This window comes from Salinivibrio sp. PR919 (genome assembly GCF_001995355.1).
Lineage (GTDB): Bacteria > Pseudomonadota > Gammaproteobacteria > Enterobacterales > Vibrionaceae > Salinivibrio > Salinivibrio proteolyticus.
In genome coordinates, this window is sequence record NZ_MUFL01000026.1 from 1 (window position 1) to 19,202 (window position 19,202).

The following is a 19,202-nucleotide window of genomic DNA, read 5'->3' on the forward strand; positions in this document are numbered from 1 at the left end:
GAATACACGTACGAGAATGGCACCATCACCTGGACAGAAACCGTGGCCGAGGGCGAGAGCATCAAAGTGGATGCGACGCAGACCGACCGCTACGGCAACGTGTCGAAGGAAGGCAGCGACAACGCGACCGTCGATACTCAGTATGGTGGTGAAGATGGCGAAGATCCTAGTGATATACGTTTACCTAATATTGTCATCACGGACAGCACAGCTAACGACAATGATGATGTGATCACAAATTCAGAGACGGCTGAAATAACAATCGATTTTGGTGAAGGGGTAACGGCTGGAAGCAGTACGATTGTCTTGCGAGATAGTTCAGGCAATGATCCAGATGTTGAACTGCAACTGGTCTGGGATAATAACGGTCCACGTATTAACGTCATCAGTGGAGAGCTTGACGCAAATGCGCTTACTCTTTCTGGACAGAATGGCCTGTTTACCATCAGTGGTATTGATGTCAGTAATCTGCAAGATGGCGGCATTGACGCGTTTGCATCATTTATCGACCAAGATGGTAACGTCGCCACGAATGTAAACGGTGGTCAATGGTTCGATGATTCAGTTGTGAAAAGTTTCGCGCCTGTGATTACCATTGGCTCGGGTGTCAACGTGTCCGAAGAGGGGCTGGAAGGTGGGAACGCCGACAGTTCTCCAACGGGTTCCGATACGACCAATAGCACATCGGTGTCGGGCGAGTTCGCTGTGACGGGAGGCGTGGGTAATGTGACCGTCGCACTTGCCGGCGGCAGCGGTTTGACCTCTAACGGTGAAGCGGTAGCTTGGACATGGGATGCATCTACAAATCGCTTAATCGGGTATACGAGCACCACAAACCCTGTTGTTTCTATTGCGCTCAATGAGCCTACTCCCGGAAACGAAGTATGGACTTATGACGTTGAGTTGCATGGATCGCTCGATCATTCAGACCCAGAGACAGAAGATACACTCGCGCTTCCTATCAATGTTGTTGTGAGTGATGACAACCATACGGGCTTGAGTAAGCCGTTGAGTGTCACTATTGAGGATGATAGCCCTGAAACGACAGCGGCAGAGGCTATTCCTGTCGAGTTGCAAGACATCCCAGATGTACTTACTGGCAAAGTCTCGTTTACTGGGCAAAGTTCGGGAGATAGTGTCACCTTTGGTGATGTTACGGTGACCGCGCTCGGGTTTGCGAATGATTACAACACACAACTTGAATACGATAAGGTGAATCTATCGTCTGATGGTATCGGTGTTGATAGCGGGTCTTCGCCTACTCCTTGGCCATGGCCAAGTAATCCTGACGAACACGGTCATCCGTTGTCCAATGAGATCGAATATCGCATCACGGAAACAGGCCAAGGTGTGTCTGAGCAGCTCATTTTCTCATTAAATGGCAAAGTGGCTTACGGCGCTCAAATTGAGTTCTCAAAAATGTATGGCGGAGAGCTCGAGTCAGGCATTGTGCGCTTCTATCGTGATGGGCAGCTTATTGCTGAAAAGGCATTCACCTCCGATGAAGCCAGTGGTGACTATGCGAAGAACTTTGATATTCAGGAAGGTGGCTTTGACCAAATTACTATTGAGGCCACTGACAATGGAAACCGAAATGGCCCAGATAATAGTGACCTAACCGTCAAGTCAATAACTTTCACAGGCGCATCTGATCAACAAGCGATTGCTATTGCTGATGGCACATTGCAATACCATGCTGGCGCCGATGGACTCGGCTCGCTCAAGCTCACAGGTGTTGAGGATGGATTGCGCACCGCTGAAGGGTTAGCTATTACAACCCGTTTTGATGGCAATAATCGCCTCATCGCTACTGATGAAAACGGAGCATTGGTCTTTGAAGTTCAGTTGACCCCTGCGACAGGTAAATGGGAGTTCTATCAATATCAAGTCGTACAAACGCCAGAAGGTGATGCCGATATCGACTTCTCATACCAGGTTACGGATGGCGATGGTGATTCGGCAACGGGTGAATTTTCTGTTCAGCCAGCAAACGTGCCTGAGCCCCAAAATCATTCGATAGAAACCGGTAATGGTGTCGATCAAATTGATATGTTGCAGAGTGCAGACAGTGGCTGGTTAGCACTGAATGTCGGTTTAAGTGGGTCTGAAAAAGTCGTCATTAACGACGAAAGTTTTACTATTGGTGGACCTGAGAATCATCGGATGTCAGAGTTTGTCTCTGACTGGCGGGTGACGGATAATCATGTCATTGATGCAGGAGGTGGCAATGATGATATCCGTGGTGGTGAAGGTGACGATGTCCTAATCGGTGGTCGTGGCAGCGATATGCTGACCGGCTCTGATGGCGCGGATACTTTCTCTTGGTCGATGGCCGATGTGAACTCACAAAATGGTCATGAATATACCGACACGGTCAGTGACTTCTCGGCAGAAGATACCTTAAACCTGAATGACTTGTTCAAAGGTGATTCTGTTAACGGCGAGTTCAGTCGTTTTAGTGTTACGGTCAGTGATGATAACGACAATGACGGTAAAGTCGATGTAACGTTGAAGTTCGATTATCACAACAGGCAAGATGCTGATCAGACCATTGAGCTGAGCAATGTCAAAATGGAAGGAGGAACGGTCGTGATCAACACGCTGATTGATGGCGAAAGAGGGGCATTAACGATCGATAAGCATAGCGATGGTTCAATCTCAGTAACGTCAAATCATGATGCACTGGATGATATTCGGATCGATACCGACTGGTAATCCCTACCAGGCAGCGGCTATCATGTCGCTGCCTGCTCATTTTCGGTCAAAAGAGAGACGTAAGTGACTGACCCTTCTAACAATAGTCAAACTGCACAATGGCGAATTGCGCCCGGTGAGCAACCCACAGACGATCCTTTGCTTGATTGCTTAGTGTTATTGACTGAGCACTATGGCACCCCTTGCTCTGGTGATGCGTTAGTCGCAGGCTTACCGATGACCAATGCCTTGCTTACCCCAGACATGTTTCCACAAGCCGCGGGTCGAGCGGGTCTGGCTGCTCGGTTGTCTCGACGTAATCTGGATAATGTCGGCGCTCTATTGTTGCCCTGTGTCCTGTTGCTCTCTGACCAAAAAGCCTGTGTATTGCGTGAAATAGATAGTGATGCGGGCACGGCACTTATTCAACTGCCTGAAAATTCAGGCGAAGAGACCATTGCGCTTGAGGCGCTTGAGGCCATGTACGTTGGTTACTGTTTTCTGATTAAACGTCAGTATCGCGGTGATCAGTCTGTGGATCTGCATTTGCACGACACCAAGATCCACTGGTTTTGGCAGACGGTAAAAGACGCGGCACCTATCTATCGAGATGCGTTACTAGCCTCCATCTTGGTAAACCTTTTTGCGCTTGTCTCTCCTTTATTTGTCATGAATGTCTATGACAAAGTGGTTCCTAACCTTGCGTTTGAGTCTCTGTGGGTGCTCGCAAGCGGTGCGACGCTAGCGTATTGTTTTGACTTTTTAATGCGAAAACTTCGCTCTTACATGATTGATGTTGCGGGGAAAAAAGTCGATATCATTGTGTCATCTCGTTTATTTGCGCGGCTGATGGGAACCCCTTTGGTCAATCGAGGAGCCAGTGTGGGAGCAACCGCAAAACAGCTCGGTGAGTTTGATGCTGTGCGAGATATGTTGACCTCAGCCACGATAACCACGCTTGTCGATCTTCCCTTTGCGGTATTTTTTATTACGGTGATTTATCTCGTTGCAGGGGATTTAGCGATAGTGCCGGTGCTTGCAGGCTTTATCATATTGGCTTACACCATTTCGGTTCAGCCCAAACTAAAAGCGGCCATCGAAGAGAGCAACAAGTATGCATCAGAGCGACACGGACATTTAATTGAGAGCCTCTCGGCGCTAGAGGGGATCAAGTCCAATGTTGCTGAAGGTATTGTGCAGCGTAGCTGGCAACAAATGACTGCACACACGGCCAACTGGAACTTTAAAGTTAAGCAAATCACCAACAGCATCTCCTATACCGCGACATTTGTGACCCAAATGATGGCTATCGCGGTGGTGATTTTAGGGGTGTATCGTGTTGCTGATGGTGATATTTCCATGGGCGGAATTATTGCCGCGGTGATGCTTTCAAGCCGCGCCGTGTCGCCGATGGCACAGATGGCGAGCCTGCTCAGTCGCTGGAATCAAACCAGTTCCTCGCTTCGTCAGCTTAATGCCATGATGGAGCAAGAAGATGAGTTTGCAGAAAAAGGCCATCTCGTTAGTCGCAAACGCTTAAAAGGTGAGATCAGTGCTGACAACTTGGCGTTTAATTACCCCGAATCAGAGCGTCCAGCGCTCTATCCATTAAACTTCCGTGTTCAGCCTGGGGAAGTCATTGCTATTTTGGGTAAAAACGGCTCAGGGAAAACAACCTTACTCAAACTATTAGCTGGCCTATTTCAGCCGCAGCAAGGGAGCTTACGCTTTGATGGCGTTGATAGCCGGCAAATACACCCCGCTGATCTGCGTCGAAACGTCGGGTATCTCGCACAGGATGTGGCCCTGTTTCATGGCACTATCCGTGAAAACATAATGTTTGGTACGCGGCAAGTGACTGAGCACCAATTGATGCGTGCCGTGCAGCTTTCTGGTGTGAGCCTATTTACCGCCCAAGATCATGAAGGGCTAGACAAACAAGTCGGTGAGCGAGGCGAGCGGCTGTCCCGAGGTCAACGCCAAGCGGTCTCCTTAGCAAGAGCGCTGCTCAATGAGCCACCGATGTTGATTATGGATGAGCCGACTGCAAGCCTAGATGCCCATGCTGAAAACCAGTTCATTAAAGCCATGCAGGTGGCGGCGCGTGGGCGAACACTGATCATGGTGACGCATAATATGGCGCTGCTCAAACTGGCTAAGCGTGTGATTGTGATGGATAAAGGGCGCGTGGTCATGGATGGACCCAGAGATCAGGTGCTCAGTAAGCTCAATAAAGGAAATGCATCATGATCAAGCGGTTAATTAAAAAAGACCGTCATACCGATCTAGATATGATCGATGATGTCTATGGGGCGATGATGACAGATGCACCATTGCGTTATCGCGCGGTGGTATGGGGAGCACTCCTGTTGGTCGCGAGTTTTATCGTTTGGGCGTCTTTTGCTGAGCTGGATCGCGTTACTCGTGGCAGTGGTAAAGTGATCCCGTCGTCTCATGTTCAGCTGATTCAAAGCTTGGATGGAGGGATCCTTCAGGCCATGTTCGTTGATGAAGGCCAGCTCGTCGAGAAGGGCATGCCGTTGGCGCGGATTGATGATACCCGATTCCGCTCTGATCTTGCTCAACAAGAGCAAGAAGTGGATAGCCTTCGTGCGGCGGTGACTCGGATGTATCACGAGCTCGATAGCGTATCGCTATTGCCCGCTAGCCAGCCTTGGCAACAGCAAATTGTGATTGAACCCAGAACGATCACTTTCCCCGATACCCTCACCAGCCGAAAACCCAATTTGGTGGCTCGCCAAAAGTCTGAATATCGCAGCCGATTAGATAGCTTGAGTAACCAGTTAGAGATACAGGCACGCCAGATTGTCCAAAAAGGCCAAGAGCTTCAAGAAGTCGCCTCGAAGATCAAAACGCTTAACAATAGCATGACGATTATGCAACGTGAGATCAATATCACACGTCCACTGGTCGAAAAGCGCATTGTCTCAGAAGTGGAACTTCTCAAACTCCAGCGACAGATCAATGATATGGAAGGTGAGTTAACAAACCTGAAGCTGTCCCGACCTAAAATCAAAGCAGCGTTGGATGAGGCAATACTAAAACGACGAGAAGCAGCACTTCAGTTTATCAGCGAAACACGTGGCAAGCTGAGCGAAATGGAAGCACGGCTGTCTCGGTTGACGGAAGCGACCGTTGGTGCGCAAGACAAAGTGGATAAAGCGGTGATTACCTCACCGGTGAACGGCACGGTAAAGACGGTGCATATCAATACCCTCGGTGGTGTGGTGCAACCCGGTGAAGACGTGATTGAAATTGTCCCTACCGAAGACCAATTACTGGTTGAGGTGAAAATCTTGCCAAAAGATATCGCCTTTTTGCATCCCGGCTTACCTGCTGTCGTGAAAGTCACAGCCTATGATTTTACCCGTTACGGCGGATTGGACGGGACTGTCGAGCACATTAGCGCCGACACAACGCAAGATGAAGAAGGCAACAGTTTTTACTTAGTGAGAATACGCACGGATTCTTCCCATCTCACTAAGAAAGATGGGACCCCAATGCCCATCATACCAGGCATGTTAACGTCAGTGGATATTATAACCGGCAAGCGGACGGTGATTGAGTACTTACTTAACCCGATACTGCGAGCAAAAGAAAATGCGCTCCGCGAGCGCTAATTAAAAATAGGAGAAACAACATGCTGCACTTACCACACGTGGTATTTAAAAAGCGTGTGACTGCCATAGCCTTGATGTTAGGGCTAAGTTCGCCTGCTGTTTTATCACAGACACTGGAGCAAGCGGTCGCCCAGTCGCTCGAATCACACCCTCAGATCCGCCAAGCGTTTGCCCGCTATAAAGCCAGTGAGCAAGCCATTGATCAAGCGAAAGCCGGTTATTATCCCAAGCTCGATGCGACGGCGGGGATCGGTTGGGAGCGTACCGACTCTCCCGCGACACGGCGTGATACCACCACCGATGATGAAGTGGACCTAACGCGTCGTGAGCTGGGTGTCTCTCTTCAGCAAATGCTATTTGACGGTTTTCGTACCCAAAACGAAGTCGATCGCACCCAAAACGAAGCGACGGCGGAGCAGTGGGCAATGGTCGCTACTGCCGAGGATAAAGCCTTAGAGGTCTCTCGCGTTTACCTTGATGTGTTGGTTGCAGAGCAAGTGGTGACCTTGGCAGAGAAGAACTTACAAAACCACCAAGAAATCTATGATGCTATTGCGGAGAGCAATGCGGGCGGATTTGCTAAAGCCAGTGACCTCTCTCAAGTTACTGGGCGTTTAGCGAGAGCCAATGCAAACCTGATGTCAGCTCGTAACAATCTTGCTGATGCACAAAGTCGCTTTACCAAAATGGTTGGCGAGTCTCCAGAAGCATTGCGTCTGCCGATGCCTGATGCTGAGTTGCTGCCGCGTACGCTTGAAGCCATGCTGGATATTGCCCTCGAACAGCATCCACGTATTCATGCTGCGCAATCCGATATTGCGGCGGCCAATGCCGCGCGAGATGGTTCGCGCGCTGCGTATTTGCCGACTTTAAATGTCGAAGTGGCGGCAAATTGGAACGAAAACGTCGGTGGGGAAGATGGGGCGGGCCCGCCTGACGTGGGCCCAGAGAACAATAACGTCCAAGCGATGTTACGCATGCGCTATAACCTGTTTAATGGGGGGGCGGATCGAGCGCGTGAACGGCAAACGGCGTATCAAACCATTGAAGCGCGAGAGATTAATGAAATGACGCATCGGGATGTGATTGAAGGGGCAACCCTTGCTTGGAACGCGCGTACGTACCTTGAGCAGCAACGTGACTTTATGCGTCAACATGTTGAGGCGGCCACCGATACCCGCGATGCTTACCGTGAGGAGTTTCGCCTAAATGCACGAACGTTGCTGGATGTATTGGACTCTCAGAACGAGCTTTTTGAGGCACGTCGTGAATACTTGAGCAAAGAGGCGGATGAGCTTTACGCGCAATACCGAATTTTAAATGCAACCGGTCGTCTTTTAGCGTCATTGCGTGTTGATACCCCTGCTATTTGGAATACTGCGTCACTGAAGCAGGAGGACAGCCAATGAAACAGTTTTATATCGCGGGATTAGCCGTCATGCTTCTTGCCGGCTGTGCACCGCAAGCGGTGGATACAATGCCAACCACCATTGCGCAAAGCCAAGATTTGAGCGACGCCGACTACGATGGTGTGATTTCTGCCCGTGAGCAATGCGAGCAAACGCCAAACGGCGCCTTGGTTGATAACAACGGCTGTCCTGAGCAATTGCAAACCAGTGAGTCGTTCGAGTTAAACGTGCGTTTTGACACGGATTCCGCTGATGTGGATGTCTCACAATATGGCGATATCCAAACCTTAGCTGACTTTATGCAGCGCTACCCGAATACTCAGGTGGTGATTGAGGGGCATGCCAGTAAAGTGGGTTCGGCAGAGTACAACCTCGCACTCTCACAACGTCGTGCTCAAGCCATTGCGGACGTATTGACGCGACAGTTTGCGATTCCTGCTGCGCGTATTGAGGCTATCGGCTATGGTGAGTCGCGTCCGTTGATTGACCAAGAAAACGACTACGCTAATGAAGTGAACCGAAGAGTGATTGCTCATGTTACCGGTGAGCATGGCTCAACCCATATGCGCTGGACAATTTATTCTTCAGAGCAGACGCCTTAGAGAATGATCTAAAAGAGAAAGCATGACATTACATCAACGTGTTGTCCTGTTTGTTGTCGCCGCCGCTTTGCTAACTGCGTTAGCGACGGCGGCGGTCGCTTTTCAGCTCGGTATAACCCAACTGAAAAGTGAACAGCAACAGCAAGTCAGTTTACTCAGTGCAGCGATAGCCGAGGCACTGCCACCTATTATTGAGCAAAGCGACAACGAGCGGCTCAATCAGCTCGTGGCGCATTTTATGGCGGCTCCCCAAGTTAAGTCGGTATCGGTGATGCCGATGCTTTCTGGTCAACGACAGCTTTGGCAGGCGGATGCAAGAGCGATCGCAACGCCTAGTTGGTTTGTGCATTTATCTGGCATTGAGTCAGCGTCGAAAACGGTATCAGTCAGTAATGGCTGGACCCAATTGGCCAGGGTCACGGTGGCGGTCAGCCCACTCCCTGCCGTTGAGGCGCTTTGGAATCGCATGTCGCAACTGGTGACGCTGCTAGCGGCCATGTGTGCGGTGATCCCTTTTGCCGCATCCTTCATGTTTAGGCGCGTGACTACTCCTTTGGCGGAACTGGATACGCGCTTAAACGCGTTAGGGCGAGGTGATTATCAACCCGCTAAGTCGAGAACCCGCGTTAAGGATCTGCAAGCCTTGTTGCAGGCATTTAACCTCGCGGGTCAGCAGGTAGCTCGGGTCCACAAAAGTCAGCAAGAAGAGCTATCGCGTTTACGCGATAAATTGATGATCGATCCCGTCTCTCGTTTACCGAATCGAGGCTACTTCCAACATCAGTTGCAAAGTTTTATTAAAGACGATGTGAACTGCACCTTATTATTAATTGAGACCGAATGGTTATCCCGCCTGCGCGCGCGTTATGGTTATCAGTATCGCGATCAATGTTGGCGGTTGCTGGGTGAAGCCTTGAGTCACGGTGAGTTAGCTGAGCGACACAAACTGGTTGCTCGTCTAAGCCACAATGAAGTTGCCATTCTCCTGACCAGTATTGATGAGGGGGATATTCGTCCTTATCTACAGCGCTTACTGCGTATGATAAACCAAGAGCTGGAAAATATTTCCTTGCCTGCTAATCAAGGTTTTCATATTGGTGTAGCGAAAACACAAGACGATGATGCGGCGTCGTTACTGGCCAAAGCGGATAACGCTTTGCAGCAAGCGAAGCGACGCAGTGAGGTTTACCATTGGCCTAGCCATGCGAATGCCGATAGTCGAACCCGAGAGCAGTGGCGCAATATTTTGCTTGATGCCCTCAATAAAAACCCGCTCACCCTTTATGCTCAGCCAGTGAGACATCGTGATAATCAAACTAACTGGCACCAAGAGGTCTATGCCCATTTGTGGGTGGATGAGGCTTGGTTGTCTGCTGGGCAGCTGCTCAATCGTATTGAAATGTACGCGCTGGGTGAAGAGTTTGACCGTCATGTGCTGACACGCGCCGATCAGTATATAAAAGCACATCCAGAGTCGGACAAACTTGCCATTAACTTGACGGTAGAGAGTGTGAGAAGCACCGCGTTCTATGACTGGTTAGCCAACTACTTATTAAAAACCTACTTGTCAGATAAGCTTGCGTTCGAGGTTGCAGAGGAAGCGGTGCAGGTTGACATTGCGGCATGCCAAACCCTGTTTAAGATGATCCGAGAGCATGGGTTTGAAGTGGGGATTGACCATTTTGGCCGTGATATGGACAACGTGAATTATATCCACGATATTGAGCCCGATTATGTCAAACTCGACATTGGCTTTGGACAGCCGTCGAGTGATGTTGATGATGTCTTTATCCGTATGCTGATCAATATTGCCGCGGCGCAAGAGATACGCGTCATTGCCACGGGCATTGAGCAATCTGACCAGCACCAATATTTTCATCAATTGGGCTGCCATGGTTACCAAGGCTATATCTTTCCACCGGTTCAACTGGGCAATCTTGCTCAGTCAGCGCCATTGCCAAGCTGAGCACGCATAATAAGTGCGTCTTCCRTGGTGCCATCCGGGCAGGGGTAATAGCCTGCTCGGCGGCTTATCAGCTCAAATCCCTGTTTTTGATACAGCGCTCGTGCACCACGGTTACTTTGTCTAACTTCCAACCACAAGGTGTTCGCGCCTGCAGCAACGAGTGTCTTTTTTAGCAAGGTGAGCAGCTGGTGACCGACGCCTTTACCTTGAAAAGGCCGGTCAACGGCAATGTTTAAAAGCTCTGCTTCGCCAGCGACGCAACGCGTGTAAAAATAACCGATGATCTGATCATTTTGGTTGACTAACGCATAGTGGTGATCGAAGCGCCCCTGAGCCGGTGAAAGCTGTGTCTTCGACCAAGGCGCAATATGCACGGATTGTTCAATACGTACGATATCGCTCAGGTGCTTATCGTCAATGGGCTGAAGCGTGTAATCAGTCATACTGGCAGATCTGACGCCATAAATCGCGTTTTGCCGCAGGGTTATCATGCATCTGTGCCAAGGGGAGAGAGCGGAGTGTGCGCACACCGTCAATCACGACTTCCGGCTCACCAATATACCAACACCAGACCAAGTGGTGATCGCCGAGTGCTGCGAGCGCGGCGTGGGGTAGTTGCCTCGCCTTATCAGCGTCAAGCTTCATACTTTTTAAGATATTGCCAAATAACCACGCATCTTGCTCGCTGAGAGGATCGTCGCAAACCAGCAATAGCTGGCAGTTTTCGGGAAGTTGGATAACTTCCTGTTCACGGCCGTAAAGCTCAGGAWGGCGGAGTTGCCAGACGGATAAACCCATGGCTTGTAAACGTTGAATATCGGTCAGCATATCGAGTGCTCGTTAAACGGTGGCGGCAGCGAGTTGCTTGTACCACCAATGCTTGTCGGTCGAAATCGGCGCAAATTCAGCATTGGCCGCTTGAGGGCTCGGCGCAATTTTAAGCTGACAATAGCCAAGTTCAAACAAGACGGATTCTGCCTCATCTAAAAGGGGAGCAATCAATTCAGGGTCGGGGCTAAACCAAACCGCGATAAGTTGCGCATTATCCTCGGATTGTGCATCCACGACGGCAATGTGTCCTAGCGTGCTACCCATATCATCCGTGGCGACCAATGACAGTGTGATCAGCCCGTGCTCTCGCCATTGTTGCAACTGATCAGCTTGCTGAGGGTTAGCGAGTGTATCTCGCCACCATTGATCGAGGCGAACCAAATCGGCGGGCGCTTCTGAGCGGATTAACATAGCGAAAAGCCTAGATGACAAATGATGCGCTCAGGATAACGGATTCCCGATCCGGTGCAAGCACTGTGCGAACAAGGTTTCAGTATATCGACGCTCACAGCCTGTATTGTTGAGTAATAAATTGCGCACTTTCGCTGCAAACTCAACACCAATGACTGATTTTGAGCACCTTATCTATTTTTACGGGTTGACGTACGGTATATAGTGTTAAAAGCTTGAACGCTAAAGCAGCACCACATAGAGTGCTACTGACAAGCTGATAGAAAGTGTCTAACATGTGAGACGAATTTTTCGCCACGACACGTTGGTCGGCACCTGTACCGAGGAAGATGTGAGCCATCCATGCCAATTTCGCAGTTAACCGATTGGTTTTACCGCTTAACCGACAGCAGTCCGTTTCTTTTTGCCATTCTCGATAGTGACGATTGTTACCTCTATGCTAATCAGCGATATGCGGATATAACTGGAGTCGCATTGGATGCCTTGGTGGGGGCGAACGACCAGCAAACGCTCGGAGAACAGTTTTATGCAGCTGTAAAGCCGCATTACGAGTCAGCACGGCGAGGGAAAAGCACTGAAGGGGAAGTGGTGGTGTCTGATGGCTATCACAGTACCAGCTTTCATTTTAGTGTCTCCCCGCTTAGTGAGCATCGAGACAGTAAAGGGCTGCCTTATGTAGTCATTCATGCTGCTGACACATCAGAGCGGCAGGTGCTTGCAAGTGCCCTTGAAGAAGCCGAAGAAAAATTTTACCGCTTGAGTGAATTGATTGATGACGGCTGCTGTTTGGTAGAAGATGAGCTGATCCTTTCTGCAAATCCCATGGCAGTGGAACGCCTCGGTGTTGACAGCACAGACGCCTTATTGGGCGAGTCGCTATCGACCTTCCTGCGTCCCGCAGATTCTAATCAATCTCTCGTCGCCATGCTTTCACAGCCTGCTGGCAATCAAAGCACCTCGTGTGTGCTTGCCAACACGGGGGCATCCATCGAGGTGTCTTGTGCACCTATTCACATTTTAGGTAAAAACGCGCATATGGTGCGTTTGCATGCACAGGCTGTCGTGGCTGAGCCTCAGCCTGCGGCGATGCTCCATTCGGCGTACACGGATGCGTTAACTGGGTTGTATAACCGTCATGGCTTTAGTCGTGAGCTGGATGGTTTGATAGCCAGCGGGACACCGTTAGCCATGCTGTACCTTGACGTAGATAACTTTAAAAATATCAACGACTCATTAGGTCACCATATTGGCGATCGGGTATTACAAGATATTGCCCAACGCTTACGCCGTTTACTGTCACCAGACACCATTGTGGGTCATCTGGGGGGCGACGAATTTGCAATTATTCTGCCAAAACCGGCGACCGATGATGCACCTGACCAGCTGGCGGAAAAAGTGGTCTCTGTGATCAGCCAGCCGTTTGAGCTGCACCATTTTAGTAAGTACTTGGCGTGTTCGGTTGGGTTGGTACGCTATCCAGAAGATGGCAAAGATGCACGCAGTTTACTGCAAAATGCCGATACTGCCATGTATGAGGCGAAAGAGCGCGGCCGAAACCGCGTCGTCGCCTATGACGACCAAATGAGCAAAGAAGCTCGGATGCGGCTTTGGCTTGAGATTGAACTGCAAAAAGCATTACAAAATAATGGTTTAGAGGTGTGGTATCAGCCAAAAGTCAACACGAGCGATTATCGCGTCAACGGGGCGGAGGCCCTGGTGCGTTGGAAGCATCCAGTCGAAGGATATATCAGTCCTGCGCGATTTATTCCGGTCGCAGAGCGGTGTGGCTTGATTGAGCAACTGGGCCGCAATGTAATGCGAGAGGTGTTTCAAAATGTGCGTCGTTGGCGTCTTCATGATGTTTTGCCCGGCCGCGTCGCCATCAACCTTTCTCCGGAGCAGTTTCGTAATCCTAAACTGACCGAGCATATGGAAAAGCTGCTGCGCGCAACCGGTGCAAATCCCGAAGATATCACGTTTGAGCTTACAGAAAGTGCGGTGATGAACGACGATACCCATGCCATGCAAATGCTCAATGCAATCAAAGAGCTGGGTTTTGCTTTGTCTATCGATGATTTCGGAACCGGATATTCCTCGTTATCCTACTTAGCGCGTTTTCCGCTGGATGAATTGAAAATCGATCGCGCGTTTATTCACGATATGGATGCGTTGAGTAAGCAAGTGACCTTGGTGGAAAGCATTATCAACCTTGGGCGAGCCATGGAGATGACGGTGGTAGCAGAAGGGGTAGAAACGCGCCAGCAAGCGTCGGTGCTGACCAATTTAAACTGTGACACCATTCAGGGATATTATTTTCACTCGCCCATGCCGCGGCGAGAATTTGAAAAGCTATTACAAAAAAGTAAGCCCCGTAAGCAGCCACCCCAGACAGTGCCAGCTCCGACAGACTAATCAGATCAAATAACCGCCTCTACAAGGCGGTTATTGGTTTGCGCTATTCGTCGTTTTGCTGAGATTGGTGATAGGCAATACGATTGAGCTCCAGTAGGGCATAGCGGTGTTCGACAAAGGCATACACATTGCCAGACATGGCCAACTTATACAGTGCAACCGCTTTGTCTTGATTGCCAAGATGTTGATAGTGTTTAGCCAGATAAAAATAGGCTTCGCATAAACGCTCCGCCAGCACTTGGTTATCACTCGCTTGAGTGGCCAACTGCTCCAGCAACTCTCGCTCGCTCACCTTGCCCAAAAACATCCGCGCCAGTTGCCATCCCCAATCCAGTTGGTCGCTGTTTTCTATCCGCTCGGCTAAATGTGTTTTGGCCGCGTCATCGCCTTTCCAATCGCGTTCCACCAAGTACAGCCAAATCACACGATACGGATCGTCCACGTCGTCTTGGTAATGGGTGAGAAGATCCTGATAGGCGAGGCGGTAGCGTCCACCATAGTAAAGCGCGATACCACGATTACGCTCGGCATATGTGTGTGTGTTATCTAGCTCTAAGGTAGAGTCAAACGCTTCATATGCGGCATCGTAGTGGCCGGTTTGGGTGAAATAGACGCCCAGAATATTAAACACATCGGGTTGATCCGGCTTTAATGAGAGTGACTGATTAAAATCGAGCCGTGCCAGATCGCGCATTCCGAGGCTGTCGTGCAGCAAACCGCGCTCATAGTGGAGTTGGGCGCGCGCATCGTCGCTCAGATCGTCGCGAGCGAGTAGTTGGTCAATACGAGCAAGATGCACTTCCTGTTGCAACGTGGGTTGCAATGGCACGGCCATGGGCGGGAAAGTCCACTGACTGGTGCAGCCTGTGAGTAGTAAAAGGCCTGCAATGACCAGCGACTTCAAAAAAACGGTCATGACGGTGCGTCTCCATATAAAAAAAGGGGGCCACGGCCCCCCTTTATAGCATGAATTACAATCAGACTCTAAGCGTCAGTTGCAGGTGCGTCATCGGCAGGTGCAGCGTCAGTGGCTGCCTTATCCGAAGCTGCTTCTTTCATGCTTAGACGGATACGACCTTGGCGGTCGATCTCTAGCACTTTCACTTCAACTTCTTGGCCGATTTCGAGGAAGTCAGAGACTTTCTCAACACGCTGATCCGCGATTTGTGAGATGTGTACCAGACCATCTTTACCACCGATCACAGACACGAATGCACCGAAATCAACGATACGCTGGACTTTACCCGTGTAGATGCGGCCCACTTCCACTTCAGCGGTTAAAGCTTCGATACGAGAAATCGCATCTTGTGCCGCCGCGCCGTCAGTTGCAGCAATTTTCACTGTACCATCGTCATCGATTTCGATTGTGGTACCGGTTTCTTCGGTTAGCTGACGGATCACTGCGCCACCTTTACCGATCACATCACGGATCTTATCTGGGTTGATGCTGATGGTGTGAATACGTGGAGCAAACTCAGAGATATCATCACGTGCTGAACCAATCGCTTGATCCATCACATCCAAGATATGCAGACGCGCACCTTTTGCTTGGTTCAGGGCGATTTGCATGATCTCTTTGGTGATACCCTCGATTTTGATGTCCATCTGTAGTGCAGTAACACCGTCATCGGTACCTGCGACTTTAAAGTCCATGTCGCCAAGGTGGTCTTCATCACCGAGGATGTCAGAAAGTACGACAAAATCGTCCCCTTCTTTAACCAGACCCATCGCGATACCCGCGACTGATTTTTTCACCGGTACACCGGCGTCCATCAGTGCCAGAGAGGTACCACATACCGACGCCATTGACGATGAGCCGTTTGACTCAGTGATTTCAGAGACCACACGGACGGTGTATGGGAATTCGTCTTGGCTTGGCATTACCGCAGCAATACCACGTTTTGCAAGACGGCCATGGCCGATTTCACGACGCTTTGGTGAACCGACAAAACCGGTTTCACCGACACAGTATGGAGGGAAGTTGTAGTGCAGCATGAAGCTGTCCTGACGCTCACCCATGATTGAGTCGATGATCTGTGCATCACGTTGGGTACCCAGTGTGGCGGTCACCAGCGCCTGCGTTTCACCACGCGTAAACAACGCGCTGCCGTGTGTGCGAGGCAGCACACCGGTACGTACGTCTAGCGCACGAACCATGTCTTTTTCGCGACCATCGATACGTGGTTCACCGGCAATGATGCGGCTACGCACGACTTTCTTCTCTAGATCGCCAAGCATATCGAGGATTTCACGCTCGTCGAGGGTCTCGTCTTGCTCAAGCAGAGCGGCAACCACCTCTTGCTTCACGTTACCGACTTGCTCATAACGCGCCATTTTTTCAGTGATTTGGTACGCTTGTGCGAGTGGGCCTTGCGCCATTTCTGCAACACGCGCTTGCAGTGCAGCATTCACTTCTGGTGCTTGCCAATCCCACGCTGGGGTGCCAACTTCCGCGGCGAACTCTTTGATAGCGTTGATAGCGACTTGTTGTTGGTCATGACCAAACATCACCGCTTGCAGCATTTGTTCTTCGCTTAGGCGATCGGCTTCAGATTCAACCATCAGCACCGCGCCTTCAGTACCGGCAACCACAAGGTCAAGACGGCTGTTGTCCAGCTCTGCTTCGCTTGGGTTCAATACCAGCTCATCGTTGATATAACCAACACGTGCCGCACCGATTGGGCCATTGAATGGGATACCAGAAATCGCTAGTGCCGCAGAGGTACCTAGCATGGCAACCACATCTGGGCTAACAGCTGGGTTTACCGATACTACGGTCGCAATCACTTGAACTTCGTTTTTGAACGAGTCAGGGAAAAGCGGACGAATAGGGCGGTCAATCAAACGTGCTGTCAGGGTTTCTGACTCAGAAGGACGACCTTCACGCTTGAAGAAACCACCTGGGATTTTACCTGCCGCGTAAGTACGCTCTTGGTAGTTCACGGTCAGTGGGAAAAAGCCCTGGCCTTCTGCCGCTTCTTTTTTACCGACGACAGAGACGAATACCGAGGTATCGTCCATGCTTGCCATTACCGCACCGGTGGCTTGGCGTGCCATCACACCGGTTTCCAACGTCACGGTATGGTTGCCGTATTGGAATGTTTTTACGATTGGATTCACAGAATGTTTCCTTGTTGCTGAGGAGATAAATCATCCGATTTATCGAGCTAAATGTAAGCTTTCAGCTGTTCACCATCGCGACTAATGGCAACACACTGCGGGCTTGTCCCGCGGGCGGACGTGCAATGTGTTGTCAATAGCCGCGACCGGATGGTCGACTTCGTTGACTGTGTCACAACTGAAAGTGGCGCTAATTATACACGTGCTTCACCAATAACGACACCACGCGGCGTTCAATTGGCAACATTTGTGATGTGTTTGGCAAGCAATCTTGACCCTAACGAATACAGATAACAGTGCCAAGTCAGATTTGTGAATTGAAGCTGGCTACAAGATCAGCGAAAATACGTTCCCTTTGTGATTAACCCCCTCAGTTGGCGCCTGATTGCCGCCTGAATAAATCAAGAAGATAACTTGCTATGTCTAATACACCGCTGCAACAGGAAGTTGATAAACGACGCACCTTTGCGATTATCTCGCACCCGGATGCGGGTAAAACCACGATTACTGAAAAAGTCCTGCTATTCGGACGTGCGATCCAAACCGCCGGGACGGTCAAAGGGCGCGGCTCTAACCACCATGCAAAATCTGACTGGATGGATATGGAGAAAGAGCGGGGGATCTCCGTGACCACGTCAGTGATGCAGTTCCCGTACAATGACTGTTTGGTCAACCTGCTTGATACCCCAGGGCACGAGGATTTCTCGGAAGATACCTATCGAACCCTCACCGCGGTTGACTCTTGTTTGATGGTGATTGATGCAGCAAAAGGTGTTGAGGATCGTACTCGTAAGTTGATGGAAGTTACGCGTTTGCGCGATACCCCGATCATTACCTTTATGAACAAATTGGACCGCGATATTCGCGATCCGATGGAGCTGCTGGATGAAGTAGAAAGTGAGCTCAATATTGCCTGTGCGCCAGTGTCATGGCCAATTGGTTGTGGTAAAGGGTTTAAAGGGGTGTATCACATTCATCGCGATGAAAGCATCTTGTATCAGTCTGGCCAAGGTCACACCATTCAAGAAACTCGCATCATTAAAGGGTTGGATAACCCTGAATTGGATGAGGCAATTGGTGCAGATATTGCGCAAGACTTGCGTGATGAGCTCGAACTGGTCATGGGCGCGTCGCACGAATTTGATCGCGAGCTGTTTCTCAGTGGCGACTTAACACCGGTCTTTTTTGGTACGGCACTGGGTAACTTTGGTGTCGATCATATGTTGGATGGGTTGACGGCTTGGGCGCCGAAACCACTCTCTCGTCCGACGCCGGATCGTGTCGTTAATGCCGACGAAGAAAAATTCACCGGCTTCGTCTTTAAGATTCAGGCCAACATGGATCCCCGTCACCGTGACCGCATTGCCTTTGTTCGTGTGGTATCCGGTAAGTACCAGCAAGGCATGAAGTTAAAACATGTGCGCTTGGGCAAACAGATTAATATCTCTGATGCCGTGACCTTTATGGCGGGTGATCGTGCGCGTGCCGAAGATGCTTACGCTGGCGATATTATCGGTTTGCACAATCATGGCACTATCCAAATTGGGGACACCTTTACACAAGGCGAAGATCTTAAGTTTTCTGGGATCCCTAACTTTGCGCCTGAACTGTTCCGCCGTATTCGCTTGCGCGACCCTTTGCGTCAAAAACAGCTGCTTAAAGGTCTGGTCCAGCTTTCGGAAGAAGGTGCGGTACAGGTCTTCCGTCCGCTACAATCGAACGATCTTATCGTTGGTGCGGTTGGTGTGCTGCAGTTTGATGTGGTGGTGGCACGCTTGAAAGCGGAATACAACGTTGATGCGATTTATGAGTCGATTAACGTGGCGACGGCACGTTGGGTCGAATGTGAGGATGAGAAAAAACTCGACGACTTCCAGCGTAAAAACCAAGCCAACCTCGCGCTGGATGGTGGTGACAATCTTACCTATATCGCACCGACCATGGTCAACCTCAACCTGACCCAAGAGCGCTTCCCGGACATTCAATTGCGGGCAACGCGTGAGCACTAAGTAAGCGGGTTGATGCCAAAGGCATCGCACTCATGGAGGGGAGCTAGCTCGTTCCCTGCGGGTGAGGCTCCCTGCGGATGAGGGTCAAACCTTCTATAATGCCGTCT

General features: G+C 50.3%; 12 protein-coding genes and 1 pseudogene. 8 read left to right on the plus strand and 5 right to left on the minus strand.

What is annotated here, in order from left to right:
* The 6 genes and pseudogenes from BZG83_RS16710 to BZG83_RS06995 all read left to right on the plus strand — a co-directional run.
* Positions 1 to 2,715: pseudogene (locus BZG83_RS16710) on the plus strand (hypothetical protein); the annotation flags it as partial.
* Between the two features lie 63 nt (positions 2,716 to 2,778).
* The gene (locus tag BZG83_RS06975) at positions 2,779 to 4,944 is read left to right on the plus strand and encodes a type I secretion system permease/ATPase (RefSeq protein WP_077479889.1); all 2,166 of its coding nucleotides are present in this window, start codon (positions 2,779 to 2,781) and stop codon (positions 4,942 to 4,944) included.
* Positions 4,944 to 6,335 carry an HlyD family type I secretion periplasmic adaptor subunit gene (locus tag BZG83_RS06980; RefSeq protein WP_198536707.1) on the plus strand — a complete coding sequence of 464 codons (1,392 nt, stop codon included), beginning with the start codon at positions 4,944 to 4,946 and terminating at the stop codon, positions 6,333 to 6,335. The genes BZG83_RS06975 and BZG83_RS06980 overlap by 1 nt, the downstream gene beginning before the upstream one ends.
* A 20-nt stretch (positions 6,336 to 6,355) precedes the next feature.
* Positions 6,356 to 7,744 (plus strand): TolC family outer membrane protein, encoded by a 1,389-nt coding sequence (locus BZG83_RS06985; RefSeq protein ID WP_077479890.1) that lies wholly within the window; start codon positions 6,356 to 6,358, stop codon positions 7,742 to 7,744.
* Positions 7,741 to 8,346, plus strand: a complete 606-nt coding sequence (locus BZG83_RS06990) for an OmpA family protein (RefSeq protein WP_077479891.1) — start codon at positions 7,741 to 7,743, stop codon at positions 8,344 to 8,346. The genes BZG83_RS06985 and BZG83_RS06990 overlap by 4 nt, the downstream gene beginning before the upstream one ends.
* A gap of 22 nt (positions 8,347 to 8,368) precedes the next feature.
* Positions 8,369 to 10,312, plus strand: coding sequence for a bifunctional diguanylate cyclase/phosphodiesterase (locus BZG83_RS06995; protein WP_077479892.1), 1,944 nt, complete (start codon positions 8,369 to 8,371; stop codon positions 10,310 to 10,312).
* On the opposite strand, the gene rimI is transcribed toward BZG83_RS06995, so the two are convergent.
* From rimI to BZG83_RS07010, 3 genes are read right to left on the minus strand one after another with little or no spacing between them, the layout of a single operon-like run.
* Positions 10,288 to 10,755: a ribosomal protein S18-alanine N-acetyltransferase gene (gene rimI / locus BZG83_RS07000; RefSeq protein WP_158074939.1), complete on the minus strand. Its 468-nt coding sequence runs from the start codon at positions 10,753 to 10,755 to the stop codon at positions 10,288 to 10,290. The two genes, BZG83_RS06995 and rimI, sit on opposite strands and share 25 nt — an antisense overlap.
* The gene (locus tag BZG83_RS07005) at positions 10,748 to 11,140 is read right to left on the minus strand and encodes a DNA polymerase III subunit psi (protein ID WP_077479894.1); all 393 of its coding nucleotides are present in this window, start codon (positions 11,138 to 11,140) and stop codon (positions 10,748 to 10,750) included. Before BZG83_RS07005 ends, rimI begins: the two co-directional genes overlap by 8 nt.
* Positions 11,141 to 11,152: 12 nt before the next feature.
* Positions 11,153 to 11,554, minus strand: coding sequence for a hypothetical protein (locus BZG83_RS07010; RefSeq protein ID WP_077479895.1), 402 nt, complete (start codon positions 11,552 to 11,554; stop codon positions 11,153 to 11,155).
* A 342-nt stretch (positions 11,555 to 11,896) separates the two neighbouring features.
* Here BZG83_RS07010 and BZG83_RS07015 point away from each other — a divergent pair, with 342 nt between their 5' ends.
* Positions 11,897 to 13,966, plus strand: coding sequence for a putative bifunctional diguanylate cyclase/phosphodiesterase (locus tag BZG83_RS07015; RefSeq protein ID WP_077479896.1), 2,070 nt, complete (start codon positions 11,897 to 11,899; stop codon positions 13,964 to 13,966).
* Positions 13,967 to 14,009: 43 nt separating this feature from the next.
* Here BZG83_RS07015 and nlpI read toward each other — a convergent pair whose 3' ends face one another.
* Together nlpI and pnp are read right to left on the minus strand one after the other, a co-directional pair.
* A complete protein-coding gene (gene nlpI / locus BZG83_RS07020) occupies positions 14,010 to 14,882 on the minus strand; it encodes a lipoprotein NlpI (RefSeq protein WP_069589153.1) in 873 nt (290 codons plus the stop codon).
* A 68-nt stretch (positions 14,883 to 14,950) separates the two neighbouring features.
* Positions 14,951 to 17,086 (minus strand): polyribonucleotide nucleotidyltransferase, encoded by a 2,136-nt coding sequence (pnp, locus tag BZG83_RS07025; RefSeq protein ID WP_077479897.1) that lies wholly within the window; start codon positions 17,084 to 17,086, stop codon positions 14,951 to 14,953.
* A gap of 419 nt (positions 17,087 to 17,505) precedes the next feature.
* Here pnp and prfC point away from each other — a divergent pair, with 419 nt between their 5' ends.
* On the plus strand, positions 17,506 to 19,095 hold the full coding sequence (gene prfC, locus BZG83_RS07030; protein ID WP_077479898.1) for a peptide chain release factor 3: 1,590 nt from the start codon (positions 17,506 to 17,508) through the stop codon (positions 19,093 to 19,095).
* Positions 19,096 to 19,202: the final 107 nt, after the last annotated feature.

What these genes read in the sequence shown, in the direction of transcription:
- BZG83_RS06985 (WP_077479890.1), top strand. Translation starts at nt 6,356, where the DNA reads ATGCTGCACTTACCACACGTGGTATTTAAAAAGCGTGTGACTGCCATA.
- BZG83_RS06990 (WP_077479891.1), top strand. Translation starts at nt 7,741, where the DNA reads ATGAAACAGTTTTATATCGCGGGATTAGCCGTCATGCTTCTTGCCGGC.
- BZG83_RS06995 (WP_077479892.1), top strand. Translation starts at nt 8,369, where the DNA reads ATGACATTACATCAACGTGTTGTCCTGTTTGTTGTCGCCGCCGCTTTG.
- BZG83_RS07010 (WP_077479895.1), bottom strand. Translation starts at nt 11,554, where the DNA reads ATGTTAATCCGCTCAGAAGCGCCCGCCGATTTGGTTCGCCTCGATCAA.
- BZG83_RS07015 (WP_077479896.1), top strand. Translation starts at nt 11,897, where the DNA reads ATGCCAATTTCGCAGTTAACCGATTGGTTTTACCGCTTAACCGACAGC.
- nlpI (WP_069589153.1), bottom strand. Translation starts at nt 14,882, where the DNA reads ATGACCGTTTTTTTGAAGTCGCTGGTCATTGCAGGCCTTTTACTACTC.
- prfC (WP_077479898.1), top strand. Translation starts at nt 17,506, where the DNA reads ATGTCTAATACACCGCTGCAACAGGAAGTTGATAAACGACGCACCTTT.